This is a genomic window from Pseudoxanthomonas sp. PXM04, assembly GCF_014851695.1.
GTDB lineage: Bacteria > Pseudomonadota > Gammaproteobacteria > Xanthomonadales > Xanthomonadaceae > Pseudoxanthomonas_A > Pseudoxanthomonas_A beigongshangi.
Map to the genome: position 1 here is coordinate 412,019 of NZ_JACVAG010000001.1, position 17,076 is coordinate 429,094.

16 protein-coding genes are annotated in these 17,076 nt (G+C 67.3%); 8 read left to right on the forward strand and 8 right to left on the reverse strand.

The window, feature by feature from the left end:
• Nucleotides 1-15: 15 nt before the first annotated feature.
• The 7 genes from IB228_RS01955 to IB228_RS01985 all read right to left on the reverse strand — a co-directional run bounded on the left by IB228_RS01955 (nucleotide 16) and on the right by IB228_RS01985 (nucleotide 7,478).
• Nucleotides 16-1,032, reverse strand: a complete 1,017-nt coding sequence (locus IB228_RS01955) for a magnesium and cobalt transport protein CorA (RefSeq protein ID WP_183643549.1) — start codon at nucleotides 1,030-1,032, stop codon at nucleotides 16-18.
• A 175-nt stretch (nucleotides 1,033-1,207) separates the two neighbouring features.
• Nucleotides 1,208-3,229 carry a glycoside hydrolase family 97 protein gene (locus IB228_RS01960; RefSeq protein ID WP_192197419.1) on the reverse strand — a complete coding sequence of 674 codons (2,022 nt, stop codon included), beginning with the start codon at nucleotides 3,227-3,229 and terminating at the stop codon, nucleotides 1,208-1,210.
• 40 nt (nucleotides 3,230-3,269) lie between these two features.
• A complete protein-coding gene (locus IB228_RS01965; protein WP_225562189.1) occupies nucleotides 3,270-4,445 on the reverse strand; it encodes a DUF4105 domain-containing protein in 1,176 nt (391 codons plus the stop codon).
• Nucleotide 4,446: 1 nt separating this feature from the next.
• Complete coding sequence (locus tag IB228_RS01970; RefSeq protein ID WP_183643540.1) at nucleotides 4,447-5,310, reverse strand: transporter associated domain-containing protein; 864 nt, start codon at nucleotides 5,308-5,310, stop codon at nucleotides 4,447-4,449.
• Nucleotides 5,311-5,373: 63 nt separating this feature from the next.
• On the reverse strand, nucleotides 5,374-5,952 hold the full coding sequence (locus IB228_RS01975) for a hypothetical protein (protein WP_192197421.1): 579 nt from the start codon (nucleotides 5,950-5,952) through the stop codon (nucleotides 5,374-5,376).
• A gap of 57 nt (nucleotides 5,953-6,009) precedes the next feature.
• Complete coding sequence (ybeY, locus tag IB228_RS01980; RefSeq protein WP_183643534.1) at nucleotides 6,010-6,498, reverse strand: rRNA maturation RNase YbeY; 489 nt, start codon at nucleotides 6,496-6,498, stop codon at nucleotides 6,010-6,012.
• Nucleotides 6,495-7,478 (reverse strand): PhoH family protein, encoded by a 984-nt coding sequence (locus IB228_RS01985; RefSeq protein ID WP_183643531.1) that lies wholly within the window; start codon nucleotides 7,476-7,478, stop codon nucleotides 6,495-6,497. The genes ybeY and IB228_RS01985 overlap by 4 nt, the downstream gene beginning before the upstream one ends.
• A gap of 293 nt (nucleotides 7,479-7,771) precedes the next feature.
• Here IB228_RS01985 and IB228_RS01990 point away from each other — a divergent pair, with 293 nt between their 5' ends.
• The 4 genes from IB228_RS01990 to IB228_RS02005 are packed head-to-tail and all read left to right on the forward strand — an operon-like array spanning nucleotide 7,772 to nucleotide 11,474.
• Entirely contained in the window at nucleotides 7,772-8,482 is a 711-nt protein-coding gene (locus IB228_RS01990; RefSeq protein ID WP_183643528.1) for a TetR/AcrR family transcriptional regulator, read from the forward strand.
• Entirely contained in the window at nucleotides 8,469-9,434 is a 966-nt protein-coding gene (locus IB228_RS01995; RefSeq protein WP_192197422.1) for an HlyD family efflux transporter periplasmic adaptor subunit, read from the forward strand. Before IB228_RS01990 ends, IB228_RS01995 begins: the two co-directional genes overlap by 14 nt.
• 16 nt (nucleotides 9,435-9,450) lie before the next feature.
• Complete coding sequence (locus IB228_RS02000; protein WP_192197837.1) at nucleotides 9,451-10,386, forward strand: ABC transporter ATP-binding protein; 936 nt, start codon at nucleotides 9,451-9,453, stop codon at nucleotides 10,384-10,386.
• Nucleotides 10,383-11,474 carry an ABC transporter permease gene (locus IB228_RS02005; RefSeq protein ID WP_192197423.1) on the forward strand — a complete coding sequence of 364 codons (1,092 nt, stop codon included), beginning with the start codon at nucleotides 10,383-10,385 and terminating at the stop codon, nucleotides 11,472-11,474. The genes IB228_RS02000 and IB228_RS02005 overlap by 4 nt, the downstream gene beginning before the upstream one ends.
• Before the next feature lie 106 nt (nucleotides 11,475-11,580).
• On the opposite strand, the gene miaB is transcribed toward IB228_RS02005, so the two are convergent.
• The gene (gene miaB, locus IB228_RS02010; RefSeq protein ID WP_183643522.1) at nucleotides 11,581-13,005 is read right to left on the reverse strand and encodes a tRNA (N6-isopentenyl adenosine(37)-C2)-methylthiotransferase MiaB; all 1,425 of its coding nucleotides are present in this window, start codon (nucleotides 13,003-13,005) and stop codon (nucleotides 11,581-11,583) included.
• Between the two features lie 226 nt (nucleotides 13,006-13,231).
• Here miaB and IB228_RS02015 point away from each other — a divergent pair, with 226 nt between their 5' ends.
• From IB228_RS02015 to IB228_RS02030, 4 genes are all read left to right on the forward strand, one after another.
• Complete coding sequence (locus IB228_RS02015; RefSeq protein ID WP_183643520.1) at nucleotides 13,232-14,191, forward strand: lytic transglycosylase domain-containing protein; 960 nt, start codon at nucleotides 13,232-13,234, stop codon at nucleotides 14,189-14,191.
• A 175-nt stretch (nucleotides 14,192-14,366) separates the two neighbouring features.
• A complete protein-coding gene (gene petA, locus IB228_RS02020) occupies nucleotides 14,367-14,978 on the forward strand; it encodes a ubiquinol-cytochrome c reductase iron-sulfur subunit (RefSeq protein ID WP_141453682.1) in 612 nt (203 codons plus the stop codon).
• 3 nt (nucleotides 14,979-14,981) lie between these two features.
• Nucleotides 14,982-16,244, forward strand: coding sequence for a cytochrome bc complex cytochrome b subunit (locus tag IB228_RS02025; RefSeq protein ID WP_183643517.1), 1,263 nt, complete (start codon nucleotides 14,982-14,984; stop codon nucleotides 16,242-16,244).
• Nucleotides 16,237-16,983 carry a cytochrome c1 gene (locus tag IB228_RS02030; RefSeq protein ID WP_192197424.1) on the forward strand — a complete coding sequence of 249 codons (747 nt, stop codon included), beginning with the start codon at nucleotides 16,237-16,239 and terminating at the stop codon, nucleotides 16,981-16,983. Before IB228_RS02025 ends, IB228_RS02030 begins: the two co-directional genes overlap by 8 nt.
• Nucleotides 16,984-17,076 lie beyond the last annotated feature (93 nt).

Here is a 17,076-nt window from a genome sequence, read left to right on the forward strand (position 1 = left end):
GCGGTCACCGGATCGTCACAACCAGCGCACGCGCTTGAACAGGCGATACAGGCCGATGCAGACCGCCGCCACGCCGATCATCAGCAGCGGATAGGAGAACCGGCCCGCCAGTTCGGGCATGTGCTCGAAGTTCATGCCGTACCAACTGGTGATCAGGGTGGGCGCGGCGAGCAGCGCCGCCCAGGCGCCCAGGCGCTTGACCGTCTCGCCCTGGGCCAGGGTTACCAGCGACAGGTTGACGCTCAACGCGGTGGTCAGCATCTCGCGCAGGGTGTCGGTGGATTCGTTGACCCGCAGCACGTGGTCGTGGACATCGCGGAAATACAGCCGCACCTCTTCCGGGATCAGCGCGCTCTGCGTGCGCGACAGTTGCGCCAGCACGTCCTGCAGCGGCGCCACCGCCAGCCGCATCTTGGTCAGCTCGCGCTTGAGTTCGTACAGCTTGACCACGGTCACCCGCCGGTAGGTGTCGGCGAAGATGTCCTTTTCCAGCGTGTCCAGTGTCTGGCGGAACTCGTCGACGATCGGGCGGTAGTTGTCGACGATGAAGTCGAGCACCGCATACAGACCGTACGACGGTCCCAGTCCCAGCAGGTCCGGTTCGCGCTGCACGCGCTCGCGCACCGGCGCATACGACAGCGAGGCGCCATGGCGCACGGTGACCAGGTAGCGTGGCCCGAGGAAGGCGTGGGTTTCGCCGTAGCGGATCCTGTCGTCCACCACCTGCGCGGTCTGCATGACGATGAACAGGGAATTGCCATAGGCTTCCAGCTTGGGCCGCTGGTGCGCGTTCTGCGCATCCTCGACCGCCAGGTCGTGCAGGCAGAATTCCTCCTGCAGCTTCTCCAGCACCGAATCGGCCGGCTCGTACAGGCCCACCCAGATGAACGTGCCGTCGTCCACCGCCAGCACATCGCTGATTTCATCCAGGCCGATGTCCCGGCGCTTGCCGTGCTGGTCATAGACCACGCAGTTGATGACGCAGGAGGGCAGGGCGTTCTGGACGGGGTTCAGCGAAGGCGATTGGTTCATGTGCCGGATCGTGCGCCAGTTGACCTTGAGCGGCAAGCGGTCGCCGGCATGCCGTGCAGGAGCGACGTGAGTCGCGACCCGCGGTCCCCACCGCCAAACGTTGCCAGCGCGGCCGGGAAGCCCTGTACGGTGGGATGACGGTCGCGACTTACGTCGCTCCTACAGGAGGCTGGCTTTACCGGGCCACGAAGCGGATCGCTTGGCCGCCGCCGGGCGCCAGTTTCAGTTCCAGTGTGTCGGTCGAGCCGACCTCGCGCTCCTCGATGACGATGTCCTCGCGCCGGTCCTTCCAGTCGGCCATTGGACCATCGCGGTAAATCTGCGCGGTATAGCGGCGGCCGGGATCCAGGAACGACAACGGCGCCTTCAGCGTGCGCGGCTCCTCGTCGGTGATGGCGCCCAGGTACCAGTTGTCGCCCCCGCGTTCCTTGCGCACAAGGGTCACGTAGTCGCCGACTTCGCCATTGAGCACGCGGGTCTCTTCCCAATCGACCGGCACGTCCTTGATGAACTGGAACGGGCCCGGATTGGCCTCGTAGTTTTCCAGCAGATCCGCGGCCATCTGGATCGGGCTGTAGATGACCACGTAGAGGGCGAGTTGCTTGGCCCAGGTGGTCGCCACGCCGTCCGGCGCGCGGGTCTTCATGCCGAAGACGCCGGGGGTGAAATCCATCGGCCCGGCCAGCAGGCGGGTGAACACCAGCATGGCTTCATGCTCGGGCGGATTGCCGGGGTTGCCCCAGGCGTTGTACTCCATGCCGCGTGCGCCCTCGCGCGAGATCCAGTTGGGATAGGTGCGGCGCAGGCCGGTGTCCTTGATCGGCTCGTGGGCGTTGATCGCGATGTGGCGCCTGGCCGCCTCGGTCACCACCTTCAGGTGATGGCGGGCCAGGTCCTGGCCTTCGTGCCAGACGTAGTGGACCTTGCCATCGGCACCGATCACCTTGGCCTGGCCGGCGTCGGACACGTAGCCGGTCTTGACCGCCGGCACGCCGACCCGCTGGTACAGATCGAACGCCGCGCCCATCTGCGATTCGTAGTGGGCGGCGTTGGCGGAGGTCTCGTGGTGGCCGATCAGGACCACGCCCTTGGACTTCGCGTACGCGCTCAGCTTCTCCAGATCGAAATCGGGATACGAGCGGGTGAAGCTGAAGTCCTCGCCATTGCCGAACCAGTCGCCATCCCAACCGACATTCCAGCCTTCGACCAGCACCCCGCCGAAGCCGTTCTTCGCGGCGAAGTCGATGTGCTTCATCACGTTCTCGTTGGTGGCGCCGTGGCGCGGGCCCGACGCCCAGGTTTTGGTGTCCAGGTGCATTTCCCACCAAACGCCGACGTACTTCATCGGCTTGACCCACGACACGTCGCCCAGCACGTTCGGTTCGTTGAGGTTGAGGATCAGGCTGGAGGTCACCAGTCCGCCCGCGTCATCGGCGATCTGCACGGTGCGCCAGGGCGTGTTGAACGGTGCCTCGCGCGTGACCTTGGCGCCGTCGATGCCGGGTGTCAGCGATGCCTTCAATCGCCGGCCTTCGACGCGGGTGAGGTTCATGCCGGAATAGTCGACCAGCGCGGCTTCATGGATCGACAGATGGGTGCCGTCGGCCAGCCGGAAGGTAATCGGCGTCTGCGCGTCGCCGACGGCTTCCACCGGCGTGCGGTGGTACAGGTACTCCTCGCGGTTCCATTCGCCGGCCGGAATCCACCACGCGGTGGCATCGCCGGCGAGGGTGAACTCGGTGAGCTCCTCGCGGATCCTCACCGTCGGCAGTCCCTCCTGGCGCGGGAACTCGTAACGGAAGCCGAGGCCATCGTCGTACACGCGGAACACCAGATCCAGGTGCCGGCGCGGTTTGGCGTTCTCGGCCAGGGTCACCCGCAGTTCGTTGTAATGGTTGCGGATACGGCGGCGCTCACCCCAGGGCTGTTCCCAGGTCTCGTCGAAGCTGCGCGTGCGCGGCGCGGTCACCGCGATGGCGCGATCCAGCTTGGGCGTGTCGACCAGCAGGAAGCCCAGCCGCGATGGCGCCAGCAGCGGCTTGCCGTCGCGTTGCACCGCATAGGTCGGGCGGCCATCGGGATCGGAATCCAGTTCCACCACGATGCGGCCATCGGGCGAGCTGACGCGTACCGGCGGCGCGGCCAGCGCGGTGAGCGGAAGCGACAGGACGGTCAGGGCGAACAGTCGAATCAGCATGCGGACCCTGCGGATGCGGCGGGAAAGGCCGCATCCTGCGTCAGCCGGCGTGAGGCGACCGTCTGAATACGTATGCGAGCGCGAGGTGGACGGGCAGCAGCAACGCAATCCACGGCTGGTTGAACTGGTAGCCGAACGCGAAAGGCAGCCACTGCACGAACCACGCGAACAGCGCGCACAACGCGACCACCAGCAGGGTGGAACGGAACAGCCGGCCCGGATTGCGGCGGCGCAGCACGGCGATTGCGCCGGGAAGCAGCAGTACGCAGAGCGGGTTGAGCAGCAACAGGTTGTGGTTGCGCCAGGCGGCCCAGTGCTCGCTGAAACCCCACAGGTACGCCAGCAGGCCACCGGCGATCGTGCACAGCAGCCAGAACGGCAGCGCGGCCGCGGCCACCGCGCGCGGATGGCGGCGACCTGCCAGCACCAGCAAGGCCGCGAGGACCAGGCCGGCGATCAGCCATGGCCACCAGCGCCGCGGAGCTTCGGCCGGTTCCGGCGCGATCCGGTGCGGCAGCAGGGCTTCCTCGGCCTGTACCAGCGGACGGCCGGCGGCGTTCTTCGCCTCGCGCAGGCTGTCGGCCAGGCGCATCGGAATGAAGGCTTCCTCCCAGCGCGACATCGGCTGGTCCGCCGAAGGCCCCAAGCCGAGGTCGAAACCCAGCCACATCCAGGTCGCCGGCGAGGCCAGCCGCACGCTTTCGCTGCGGTAGGTATTGCCGCGCGAGCGGCCGGCCAGCTGCGGCTTCAGCGCGCCGCCCATCGCCGCGTCCAGCGCGTCGCGCACCTGGGTGGAGCAGTTGGCGGTGAAGTAGTCGTAGCGGTAGCGCGCGTTTTCCGGCCTGGCCCGCACGGCCAGCGCCGCGGCCAGCGCCTGCGCCTGTTCCGGCGGCAGGTCCAGCCATTGCAGGCGCACCCCGCGGCCGCTGTCGCGGTACTGGGCCAGGTCCTCGCCGAGCGGCAGGTCGACCAGGTAGTACTGCATCACCCCGCGCGCGAAGTTGCCGACGAAGTCGGATTCACCCGGATCGAAATAACCGAAGTTGTAGGAGGTGGCCGCGCCGGTGGCCGGATCCACCACCACGATGGCGTTGTGGCCGAAGCGTTCGAAGAACACCTCGCCCGGCTGCATCGTCGCCACCCCGATGCGCGGCGCGGCGAAGGCCGACGCCGCCAGCAGCCAGAGCGCGGCGACGAGGATCAGGCGGCGCAGCATGTCAGGCGTCGGCCAGGATGCCGACGTGGAACGCATGCACGCGGCGCGCGTCGGCCTTGGCGACACGGAAGGCGAAACGGCCCAGGGTGAGTTCCTCGCCGGTTTCCGGCAGGTGACCGATGGCGGCGGTGACCAGGCCGCCGATGGTGTCGTATTCGTCATCCAGGAAATCCGCGCCAAAGCGTTCGTTGAAATCGGCGATGGGCGTCAGCGCATCCACCACGTACTGCCCGTCGGCCTGCACCGCGATCAGCGAGGCGCCGTCCTCGGCTTCGTCGTGCTCGTCGTCGATCTCGCCGACGATCTGCTCCAGCACGTCCTCGATGGTGACCACGCCGGCGACGCCGCCGTACTCGTCCACCACGATCGCCATGTGGTTGCGCGACAGCCGGAATTCCTTGAGCAGCAGGTTGAGCTTCTTGGACTCGGGGATCAGCACCGCCGGGCGCAGCAGTTCGCGGATGCTGCCCGGGCCGTTGTCGGCGACCACGCCGCGCAGCAGATCCTTGGCCAGCAGGATGCCGAGGATCTCGTCCTTGTTGTCGCCGTGCACCGGGAAGCGCGAATGGCCGGATTCGACCACCAGCTTCATCAGGTCCAGGAAGCGGCCGTCCACCGGCAGCGAGATCATCTGTGCGCGCGGCACCATCACGTCGCCCACGGTCAGCTCGGCGACCGTCAGCGCGCCTTCCATCATCCGCAGGGTGTCGCCGCCGATCAGGCCGTCGCTCTGCGCATCGCGCAGGATCGCGACCAGGTCTTCGCGGGAGGTGGGTTCGCCGGAAAACGCCGAACTCAGGCGTTCCAGCCAGCTGCGCCGTTTTTCGTGGTGCTCCGGCGCGGGGGTACTGTCGTCTTCTGACATCTCTCGGAAAGGGGCGCCCGCGGTGCGGGCGACGGGGCAGAGTCTAGCAGGCGCGGCGGACGCTCAGCCGGCGGCGGGCGCCTCGGCCGGCTCTTCCTCAAGCGGATCAATGCTGTAGGTGCAGCCGACCAGGGTCTTGCCGGGGTGGGAGGTGACGTTGGAGACGTTGAGTACCGCCGAGCGGACCAGGGCCGCGCCGGTGGCCGGATCGCGGACCTCCTCGCTGACCAGTTCCTTGCCGAACATGGCCTTGTCGGGTGTATCGACCGCCGTTTCCAGTTCCAGTTGCCGGGCCAGCGGGCGCGGGTCCGGCAGGTCGAGCACCGCCATCACGCTGGAACCGGCGAAGGCGATGCGACGGGTGGGATGGCCGAACACCGTCAGCGGCGCGGCCAGTTCGTATTCGTTGAGGAACATGTTGGCCTGGGGCAGCGGCCGCCAGCCCAGCGCGACCGCCTTCAGCGGATCCTGCTGCGCGACCGCCAGCGCCATGAATTCCTCCGGCTGGCCCTGGCAGGCGATCAGCCGGGCAAGGTCGACCTTGGCGGGATCCGGCCCCGCCGCCTGTTCCGATGCCTGCGCAGGCGCGCCGCCGGCCGCGGCCAGCAGCAGGAGGGCGAGAGCGGAACGGGCAGGACGCATGTGACGGATCCGGAACATCGGGAAAGCGCGAAGCGTAGCGGCTGCGCGCGGCCGGGACTACTGCTCGGCGTAGGGATCGTCGATGCCCAGTTCGGCCAGGATCTCGCGTTCCAACTGCTCCATGCACTCGGCTTCCTTGTCGTCCTCGTGATCCCAGCCCAGCAGGTGCAGGGTGCCATGCACGGTGAGATGGGCGTAGTGGGCGGCGAGGGGTTTCTTCTGCTCGCGCGCCTCGCGCGCCACCACTGGCGCACAGATCACCAAGTCGCCCAGCAAGGGCATCTTCACGCCCTTGGGCAGCTTGACGCCCTCGGCGACGTCGGCCGGGAAACTCAGCACGTTGGTGGCGTAGTCGCGGCCACGGTAGTGCCGGTTGAGCGCGCGGCCTTCCTTGCTGTCGACGATGCGGATGGCCAGGTCGGCCTCGCGGATGCGCCCGTGCAGCGCCGCCGCCACCCACTTGCGGAAGCTGACCGCCGCGGGCAGGCCCGCGCGCGGCAGCGCGTAGCTGACCGAAACCTCCAGCCGTGTCGGACCCTGCGTCATGCCGGACCTGTCTCCGAATCCTTGCCCTCGCGCGCATCGTAAGCCTGGACGATGCGCGCGACCAGCGGATGCCGGACCACGTCGCGGCTGCTGAAGAAGGTGAAGGAGATGCCGTCCACGTTGCGCAGCACGTCCAGCGCGTCCTTCAGCCCGGACTTCTGGTGGCGCGGCAGGTCGATCTGGGTCAGGTCGCCGGTGACCACCGCGGTGCTGCCGTAGCCGATGCGGGTCAGGAACATTTTCATCTGCTCGATGCTGGTGTTCTGCGCCTCGTCGAGGATGACAAACGCATCGTTAAGCGTCCGTCCGCGCATGTAGGCCAGCGGTGCGATCTCGATCACGTTCTTCTCGAGCAGCTTGACCACCTTCTCCACGCCCAGCATCTCGTACAGGGCGTCGTACAGCGGGCGCAGATAGGGATCGACCTTCTGGGTGAGATCACCGGGCAGGAAGCCCAGCTTCTCGCCGGCCTCCACCGCCGGGCGCACCAGGATCAGCCGCTGCACCCGCGATTCGTTCAGCGCCTCGACCGCGCTGGCCACGGCCAGGAAGGTCTTGCCGGTGCCGGCCGGGCCGATGCCGAAATTGATGTCGTGGGTGGCGATGGCGTGCAGGTAGTTGGCCTGGTTGGCGCCACGCCCGCGCACGGTGCCGCGCTTGACCTTGATCGCCACTTCCTGCGGTTCGAAGCCGCCGGCGGCGACGTGGTCGACGTTGGCGTCGTTGAGGCGCAGATGGATGGCCTCGCTGTCGAAGGTTTCGCTGGCGGTTTCCTCGTAGAGCGAGCGCAGCAGTTTCTCGGCGGCGGCGACCGCCTTTTCCGGGCCGGTGACCCGGAAGACCGCGCCGCGGTTGGCAATCTCCACGCCAAGGCGCAGCTCGATCTGGCGCAGGTGGGCGTCGAACGGGCCGGTCAGGTTGGCCAGGCGTTCGGCGGTTTCGGGTTCCAGGGTGAATTCGCGTTTGCTGGGTGCAGTCATGGGAAGCGGAGGAAATGGCCTTGCCGCGGCGGACGGGCCGAAGACGGCCGGCGGTGCCGGACGGGCAGGGCGGAATTGGAAATGGGGAACGGCCGCTTCGATGTGGAGCGGGCACGGCGGATTTGCAAGCGGCAGATCAGCGGAAGTGCGGGATCACGGCGGCGTTCTCGACCGAGGTGTCTGGAGCGGAAGGTTAAACCGCTGACCCCGTCCGCGCCACATGGAAGGCCCGACGGCGACCGTCCGTCGGCTCGGTCTTGCATTAATTAAATGATGAATTAAATAATGCGCGCATGCCGAAATCACCCACTCCCTCCCGTTCCCGCACGTCCGCCGCCGAAAGCGCGCGCGGCGCCGCCGGACGCCGCAAGCGCGCCCCCGGCCGGCCCGGCGCCGATCAGGCCGATCAACGCGAACGCCTGCTCGACGCCGCGCTGGCCTGCTTCGTCCGCCAGGGCATCGCGGCGACCTCGCTGCGCGACATCGCCGGCGAGGCCGGGGTGACCCCGGCGCTGGTGCATTACTACTTCGGCGACAAGCCGCAGTTGCAGCAGGCGGTGGTGGCCGAGCGGCTGTTGCCGGTGGTAGCGCAACTGCGCGAGCCGGTCAGCCAGGCGGGTGACGACGTGGCCGCCCTGATCGCCGCGTTCGTGCAAGGCGTTGGCGGGCTGGTCGCGCGCCATCCCTGGCTGCCCACCCTGTGGGTGCGCGAAGTGCTGTGCGAGGGCGGCGCGCTGCGCGACCTGCTGATCGAACAGGTGGGTCCGATGCTGCCGCGGATGATGTCCGGGCGCTTCGCCGAAGCGCAGCGGCAGGGGCGGTTGAACGCCGATCTCGATCCCCGCCTGCTGATGGTCTCGCTGGTCGGGCTGACCTTCTTCCCGCTGGCCAGCGCGCCGATCTGGCGCGCGCTGTTCGGTGCCGGCGATGTCGATTTCGATGACCTGCGCCGGCACACGCTGGTGCTGCTTGATCGTGGACTGGAGCTTGATGATGCGAAGTGAGCGCAACCTGATCGCCGCCTGCGCGCTGCTGGCGCTGGCGGCCTGCAAGCCGGCCACGCCGCAGGCGCTGGGAACGCTGGAATGGGACCGGGTGACCCTGCCCGCGCCGGTGGCCGAGAGAATCGTGCGCATCGACGTGCGCGAAGGCCAGCAGGTCGCGGCCGGCGCGCCCCTGCTGCAGCTCGAACTGACCCGCACGCAGTCGCAACTGGAAGCGGCGCGCGCGCAGGCCAGGCAGAGTCGCGACGTGCTGTCGGAGCTGCAGGCGGGACCAAGGGTGGAAGCCATCGCGCAGGCGCGCGCCGCGCTGGCCGCCGCGCAGGCGCAGGCCAGTGACACCCGCGCCTACTTCAATCGGCTGCAACCGCTGGGCAGGCAGCAACTGGTAGCGGCTTCCGAAGTGGATCGCGCCCGCGCCGCCGCCGACAACGCCGCCGCGCAGGTGCGTTCGGCGCAGGCGGCATTGCTGGAACTGGAGCGCGGCACCCGCCGCGAGCAGGTCGCGCAGGGCGAAGCGGCGCTTGCCGCCGCCGAGGCGCAGGCGGCGGTGCAGGCCGTCACCCTGGACAAGCTCAACGTGGTGGCGCCGCGCGCCGGGCGCGTGGACAGCTTGCCGTATCGCCTGGGCGATCAGGCGCCGATTGGCGCGCCACTGGCGGTGATGCTGGTCGGCGAGGCGCCGTATGCGCGCATCTACGTGCCGGAACCGCTGCGCGCGCGGGTCAAGGTCGGCGACGCGGTGCGCGTGCACGTGGACGGCCGCGAACAGGTGTATGCCGGCAAGGTCAGGATGATTCGCAGCGAGCCGGTGTTCACCCCGTACTACGCGCTGACCGGCAAGGACGCCGCGCGCCTGAGTTATCTGGCGGAAGTCAGCCTGGGCAAGGACGCGGCGGAACTGCCGGCGGGTTTCCCGGTGCGGGTGGAGTTCGGCGATGGCCACGGCAAGTGACTCCGGCGGCCTGGCGATCCAGGCGCGCGAACTGACCAAGCGCTTCGGCCCACTGGTCGCGGTGAACGCGGTGGACCTGAGCGTGCCGCGACGCCACGTGTATGGATTCCTCGGGCCCAACGGTTCCGGCAAATCGACCACCATCCGCATGCTGTGCGGTCTGCTGACGCCCAGCGCGGGCGACATCGAGGTGCTGGGCCTGCGGATTCCCGAACAGGCCGAGCAGCTGCGCATGCGCATCGGTTACATGACCCAGAAGTTCTCGCTGTTCGAGGACCTGAGCGTGCGCGAGAACCTGGAATTCCTCGCGGCCGTGCAGAACCTGTCGAAAGCCGAGGCACGCAAGCGCATCGACGAACTGGTCGAGCAATACCACTTCCAGGATCGGCAGAAGCAACTGGCCGGCACCATGAGTGGCGGCCAGAAGCAGCGCCTGGCGCTGGCCGGCGCGGTGATCCACCAGCCGGAACTGCTGTTCCTGGACGAGCCCACCAGCGCGGTGGATCCGGAATCGCGCCGCGATTTCTGGGAGAAGCTGTTCGAACTGGCCGATGCCGGCACCACGATCCTCGTGTCCACCCACTACATGGACGAGGCCGAGCGTTGCCACCGCATCGCCATCCTCGACCGCGGCGTGTTGGTGGCCGACGGCACACCGGCGGATCTGACAGGCGAGCTGGCCGGACGCACGCTGGCGGTGGACGCGGAACAGCCGCGCCAGGCGCAGAAGGTCCTGCTGGGCCTGCCCGGCGTGATCAGCGTGGCCCAGATCGGCAATACCCTGCGCGTGCTGATGGCGGGCAATGGTGATGCCGCCGGGCGGGTCGCCGCGGGATTGCGCCAAGCGGGCATGGCGGCGGAAGTCACCCCTTCGCAGGCCAACCTGGAAGACGTGTTCGTCGCCGCCACCCGCGGCCGCCCCGATCAGGACGGGCAGGAGCATGCGGCATGATCTGGCGCAGGCTGTCGGCGGTGATGCTGAAGGAAGTGCGGCAGATGCGCCGCGATCGCATCACCCTGGCGATGATCGTCGCCATCCCGGTCATGCAGTTGCTGCTGTTCGGCTACGCCATCAACACCAACCTGCGCGACCTGAAGGCGGGCGTGGCCGACCAGGCGAACACCACGGCCTCGCGCGCGATGGTCATGGATATCGTCGCAACCACGGTGATCAAGCCGACCCTGGCCGCACGCACGCCGCAGGAACTGATGGAAGCCATCCGGCGCGGCGAGATCAGCCTGGGCATCGTGGTGCCGCCGGATTTCGAGCGCCGTCGCGCCGAGGGCCGCGAACAGGTGCAGATCCTGGTCGACGGCAGCGACAACGCGGAGCAGAGCGCGGCCGCCCAACTGGCCCAGATGCCCGCCGATACCGCGGTCCGCGCGGTGGTTCCGATCGAGCGCCCGATCAGCGTGGTGGCGTTCTACAACCCGGAACGACGCTCCGCGGTGAATATCGTGCCGGGCCTGATTGGCGTGATCCTGACCATGACCATGGTGCTGTTCACCGGAGTGGCCATCGTGCGCGAACGCGAACGCGGCAACATGGAACTGCTGATCGCCACGCCGGTAAGCAGCGCCGAGCTGATGATCGGAAAGGTGCTGCCCTACATCGCTATCGGCCTGATCCAGACCACGGTGGTGCTGGCACTGGGCATGTGGCTGTTCGACGTGCCGCTCAACGGCAGCGTCTGGCACGTCTACGTGGCGGCGATCCTGCTGATCGCCGCCAACCTGACCCTGGGCCTGCTGATTTCGACCCGCGCGCAGTCGCAGTTCCAGGCGATGCAGATGACCTTCTTCGTGTTCCTGCCGTCGATCCTGCTGTCGGGCTTCATGTTCCCGTTCTCGGGCATGCCGCGGCCGGTGCAGTGGCTGGCGGAAGCATTGCCGCTGACCCATTTCCTGCGCCTGATCCGCGGCATCATGCTGCGCGGCGCCAGCCTGTGGGAGCTGTGGCCCGACGTGCTGGCCTTGCTGGCCTTCACCACGGTCATGATGTCCGCCGCCATCCTGCGCTTCCGCAAGCGGCTGGATTGAACACCCTTCTTTTCGGAACAACTCCTGTGGGAGCGACGTAAGTCGCGATGCTCTTCGCTCGCGGAGTCCGAATTCGCGACTTACGTCGCTCCCACAAGAGAGGTTTTCAAGCCGCGTTCTCGTCCACCGTGGCCACCCGCCCGCGCAGCGAATTGGTCAGCGCCTCGGTGATCACCACGTCGACGAACTGGCCGATCATCCGCGCGTGGCCTGGGAAGTTCACCGAGCGCATGTTCTCGGTCTTGCCGGTCAGTTCGTTCGGATTCTTGCGCGAGGGACCTTCCACCAGCACCGACTGCACGCTGCCGACCATCCGTTGCGAGATGCCGGCGGCGTAGGCGTTGATATGCGCCTGCAACTGCTCCAGGCGGGCGTGCTTGGTCGACTCGGCGGTGTCGTCTTCCAGATCCGCGGCAGGGGTGCCGGGCCGGCGCGAGTAGATGAAGGAGAACGACTGGTCGAAGCCGACGTCCTCGATCAACTTCATGGTCTTCTCGAAATCCGCATCGGTCTCGCCGGGAAAGCCGACGATGAAGTCAGAGGAGATCGAGATGTCCGGCCGCACCGCGCGCAACTTGCGGATCTTCTGCTTGAACTCCAGCGTCGTGTAGCCGCGCTTCATCGCCGCCAGGATGCGATCGCTGCCGGCCTGCACCGGCAGGTGCAGGTAGTTCGCCAGTTGCGGAACGTCGCGGTAGGCCTCCACCAGCGAATCGCTGAACTCCAGCGGGTGCGAGGTGGTGAAGCGGATCCGGCCGACGCCCTCGATCTCGGCGATGGCGCGGATCAGCAGGCCCAGGTCGGCCACTTCGCCGTCGCCATAGGGACCTCGGTAGGCGTTGACGTTCTGGCCCAGCAGGTTGATCTCGCGCACGCCCTGGGCGGCCAGTTGCGCCACTTCCACCAGCACGTCCTCGAACGGCCGGCTGACTTCCTCGCCGCGGGTGTAGGGCACCACGCAGAACGAGCAATACTTGGAGCAGCCTTCCATGATCGAGACGAACGCGCTCGGGCCTTCGGCGCGCGGCTCGGGCAGGCGATCGAACTTCTCGATTTCCGGGAAGCTGATGTCCACCTGCGGCCGGCCTGACTGGCGGCGCTCGCGGATCAGCTCGGGCAGGCGATGCAGGGTCTGCGGACCAAACACCAGATCCACGTAGGGCGCGCGCTTGACGATGGCTTCGCCCTCCTGCGAGGCCACGCAGCCGCCCACGCCGATCAGGACCGGCTTGCCGTCCTTCTTCAGCGACTTCCAGCGGCCAAGCTGGCTGAACACCTTTTCCTGCGCCTTCTCGCGGATGGAACAGGTGTTGACCAGCACCACGTCGGCTTCTTCGGGGTTGTCGGTCAGTTCCAGGCCTTCGGCGGCGGCCAGCACGTCGGCCATCTTCGCCGAGTCGTACTCGTTCATCTGGCAACCGTGGGTCTTGATGAACAGCTTGCCGCGGGCCGGCGCGACGGCCGGACGGGCGGGGGAGGCGACGGGCGGCTCGCCCGTCAGGGCGGTATCGGGGGCTTGCGTCCCGGTCATGGCGCTTATTCCAGTCGGGTGGGCGGGCGGAAACCGCATAGTTTACGCGGGGCGGTCCGGTTCCGCGCCGATTCGGCGTTGAAGGTGAGGAACACGCCCGTCGGGGCGGACGCGCGGGCGGGATGCGGAGTGGATATCCGGATCCCGGACCCACTGCACAGATTCGAGGATTCCTTTCTTGGACAAGGACTTGGCAATCACTCCCGGATCCTGGACACTGCCCCGCATGAGGGGGACGCTACTGCCATTGGGGATGCTGGCCGCGCTTGCCTGCGCGGTGCCGGCCGCGAGTGCCGGCACGCTGTACAAGTGCACCGGCGCCGATGGCGTTCCCGCCTATGTCAGCAAGCGCGTCAGCGGTGCCCGCTGCGAGGTGATCAGCCAGTACACGCCCGAGCGTGGCGGCCGCCGGGTTTCGTCCGTGTCCCGCCCGGCCGATGCTTCCACCCTGTCCGCGCCGGCGGCCCCGCCGACCCGGCCCGGAACCGCGATGGGCGGCACGACCAGCGCGGCCGCTCCGGTCACGACCGCGGCATCGGCGACACCGACGGCGATCACCCCGGCACCGCTGCCGGCCGCCAATCCCGCGGGCGGAACCCGCCGGGTGGTCAGCGGACAGGTCTACTCCTACATCAAGGATGGCGTGCGCCATTACACCAGTGCCCGTCCGCGCGGCGGTGCCGGTGCGGTCGCCAGCCTGCGCACCATCAAGTACAGCTTCATCGAAACCTGCTTCGCCTGCGGCAACCCGGGACTCAACTTCGGGACCCTGCGCCTGAACACCGCGGCCTACCAGGCCGAGATCGCCGCGGCGTCCCGCGAATTCGGGGTCGACGAGGCGGTGATCCGCGCGATCATGCACGCCGAATCCTCGTACAACCCGATGGCCCTTTCCCACGCCGGAGCCCAGGGCCTGATGCAGTTGATGCCGGCCACCGCGCGACGGTTCGGTGTCAGCGACGCCTTCAACGCCGGCCAGAACATCCGCGGCGGCGTGCAGTACCTGTCCTGGTTGCTCAAGCGCTTCAACGGCGACCTGCGCCTGGCCGCGGCCGGCTACAACGCCGGCGAGGGCGCGGTGGACCGCCACGGCGGGGTGCCGCCATACCGGGAAACCCAGCGCTACGTCGAGCGGGTGGCGGTCCTGGCGGATCGCTATCGCGGCAACATCGCCGCCGCGCGTTGACGCGGAATCCCGCCGCGCGGCGGGTTCGGACCGTCGCAAACCCTTGATCCACGGCAAAACGTTGTCGGTCGGTTAAGGCTTCCGCTACACTTTGCTGTCTTTGCGGCCCGCCCCGAGCTTCGGGCGCGGGTGCTGGCAGCCTTTTAGCTACCTGATTGTTTTGCGGAGTGCCGGAATGGCCAACGATGGGGTCAATGGGCCTGTGAATACAGGCCGACGCCGGTTTCTGACTGCGACCACGGCTGTGGTTGGTGCGGTCGGAGCCGGTTTCGCAGCAGTACCGTTTATCAAGTCGTGGAATCCGAGTGCGAGGGCCAAGCTGGCCGGCGCCCCGGTGACCGCCGACCTCACCGGCCTGCAGGAAGGGCAACGCCTGATCCTGGAATGGCGCGGCCAGCCGATCTGGATCGTCAAGCGCTCCAAAGCGATCCTGGACGCGCTGCCGACCCTGGACAGCCGCCTGCGGGATCCGGAGTCCAAGAACACGGACCAGCAGCCGGCCTACATCAAGGGCGAGACGCGCTCCCTGAAGCCGGAAATCTCCGTGCTGGTCGGCCTGTGCACCCACCTGGGCTGCTCGCCGGAAATGGTCGCGGAAATCCGTCCCGAGCCGTACGACCCGGACTGGAAGGGCGGCTATTTCTGCCCCTGCCACAAGTCGCGTTTCGACATGGCCGGCCGCGTGTTCCAGGGCGTTCCCGCCCCGACCAACCTGGTGGTGCCGCCGCACTACTACGAGAACGACACGACGATCGTGATCGGCGTCGATCCGAAGGGAGCTGCGTAAGCCATGTCGAACATCATTACCCGTACCGCCGATGGCGTGATGGATTGGTTCACTGCGCGTGCGCCGAGTTTCATGCCGTTCTACCGGAAGCACATGTCGGAGTACTACGCTCCGAAGAACTTCAACATCTGGTACATCTTCGGCGTCCTGTCCTCGATCGTGCTGGTCAACCAGATCCTGACCGGCATCTTCCTGACGATGCACTTCAAGCCGAGCGCCGCGGAAGCGTTCGCCTCGGTCGAGTACATCATGCGCGACGTGGAGTGGGGCTGGCTGATCCGGTACATGCACAGCACCGGCGCCTCGCTGTTCTTCATCGTCGTCTACCTGCACATGTTCCGCGGGTTGATGTACGGCAGCTACCAGAAGCCGCGCGAGATGGTGTGGATCCTGGGCATGCTGATCTACCTGGTGCTGATGGCCGAAGCCTTCATGGGCTACGTGCTGCCGTGGGGCCAGATGTCGTTCTGGGGCGCCAAGGTGATCATCTCGCTGTTCGGTGCCATCCCGGTGATCGGCAACGGCCTGACCGAGTGGATCATGGGCGACTACCTGCCCGGCGACGCCACCCTCAACCGCTTCTTCGCCCTGCACGTGATCGCGCTGCCGCTGGTGCTGTTGCTGCTGGTGGTGCTGCACATCTTCGCCCTGCACGAAGTCGGCTCCAACAACCCCGACGGCGTGGAAATCAAGAAGGGCCCGAAGGGCAACCGCTGGTCGCCGACCGCGCCGGCCGACGGCATCCCGTTCCACCCGTACTACACGGTCGGCAAGGACCTGTTCTACGTGTGCATGCTGGTGATGGTCGCCGCGTTCATCATCTTCTTCGCGCCGGCCTTCGGTGGCTGGTTCCTGGAACATGACAACTTCACCGAGGCCAACCGCCTGGTGACGCCGGAGCACATCAAGCCGGTGTGGTACTACACCCCGTACTACGCGATGCTGCGCGTGGTCCCGCACAAGCTGAGCGGCGTGCTGGTGATGTTCGGCGCCATCGCGATCCTGTTCCTGGTGCCGTGGCTGGACCGCGCCAAGGTCAAGTCCTACCGCTATCGCGGCAAGCTGTCGTGGGCCCTGCTGCTGGCTTTCGCCGTCAGCTTCCTGTGGCTGGGCAAGATCGGCGCCGGCCCGGGTACCGACATGGTCGAGACCTACATCGGCCGCGTGCTGACCGTTTACTACTTCCTTTTCTTCCTGACCATGCCGCTGTGGACCAAGTTCGACAAGACCAAGCCGGTGCCGGAACGGGTGACGACGCATGACTAAGACCTTGACTTCCCGGCTAGCCGTATTCGCCAGCGGGTTGCTGATCTCGTTCTCCGCGCTGGCCGCCGAGGGCGGCGACAAGCTCCAGGCCGGCAACGACCTGAGCGACCGCGCCTCGCTTCAGCGTGGCGCCCAGCTGTACATGAACTACTGCTCGGGCTGCCATTCGCTCAAGTACCTGCGCTATTCGCGCATGGCCGAGGATCTGGACCTGACCGAAGAAGAGGTAATGAACAACCTCAACTTCACCGGCGCCAAGTTCGGCGAGCAGATCCAGGTATCGATGCCGCACGACCCGGCAGGCAAGTGGTTCGGCAAGATGCCGCCGGATCTGAGCACCATCTCGCGTGTCCGCGGCAGCGACTGGATCTACACCTACCTCAAGTCGTTCTACCTGGACGAGTCGCGTCCGCTGGGCTGGAACAACAAGCTGTTCCCGAACGCCTCGATGCCGAACCCGTTCTGGGAACTGCAGGGCCTGCAGCACGCCGAGTATGGCAAGCCCGACGCGGCCACCGGCGAACGCCACGTCGAATCGCTGAAGCTGACCCAGCCGGGTCGCCTGAGCACGCAGGAGTTCGATCAGGTCGCGCGCGACGTGACCAACTTCCTCGAGTACGCCGGCGAGCCGGCGGCCCTCAAGCGCCAGAGCCTGGGCGTGTGGGTCGTGCTGTTCCTGGCGGCGCTGTCGTTCCTGGCCTATCTGCTCAAGCAGGAGTACTGGAAGGACGTGCACTGACACGTCCGGCGCTCCCTGATGCCGTCCGGCCGCATACGCCGGGCGCGGGGCAATGCCCGGTGGCATGGTAGCCGCTTGGCATTTTCCTGAAGG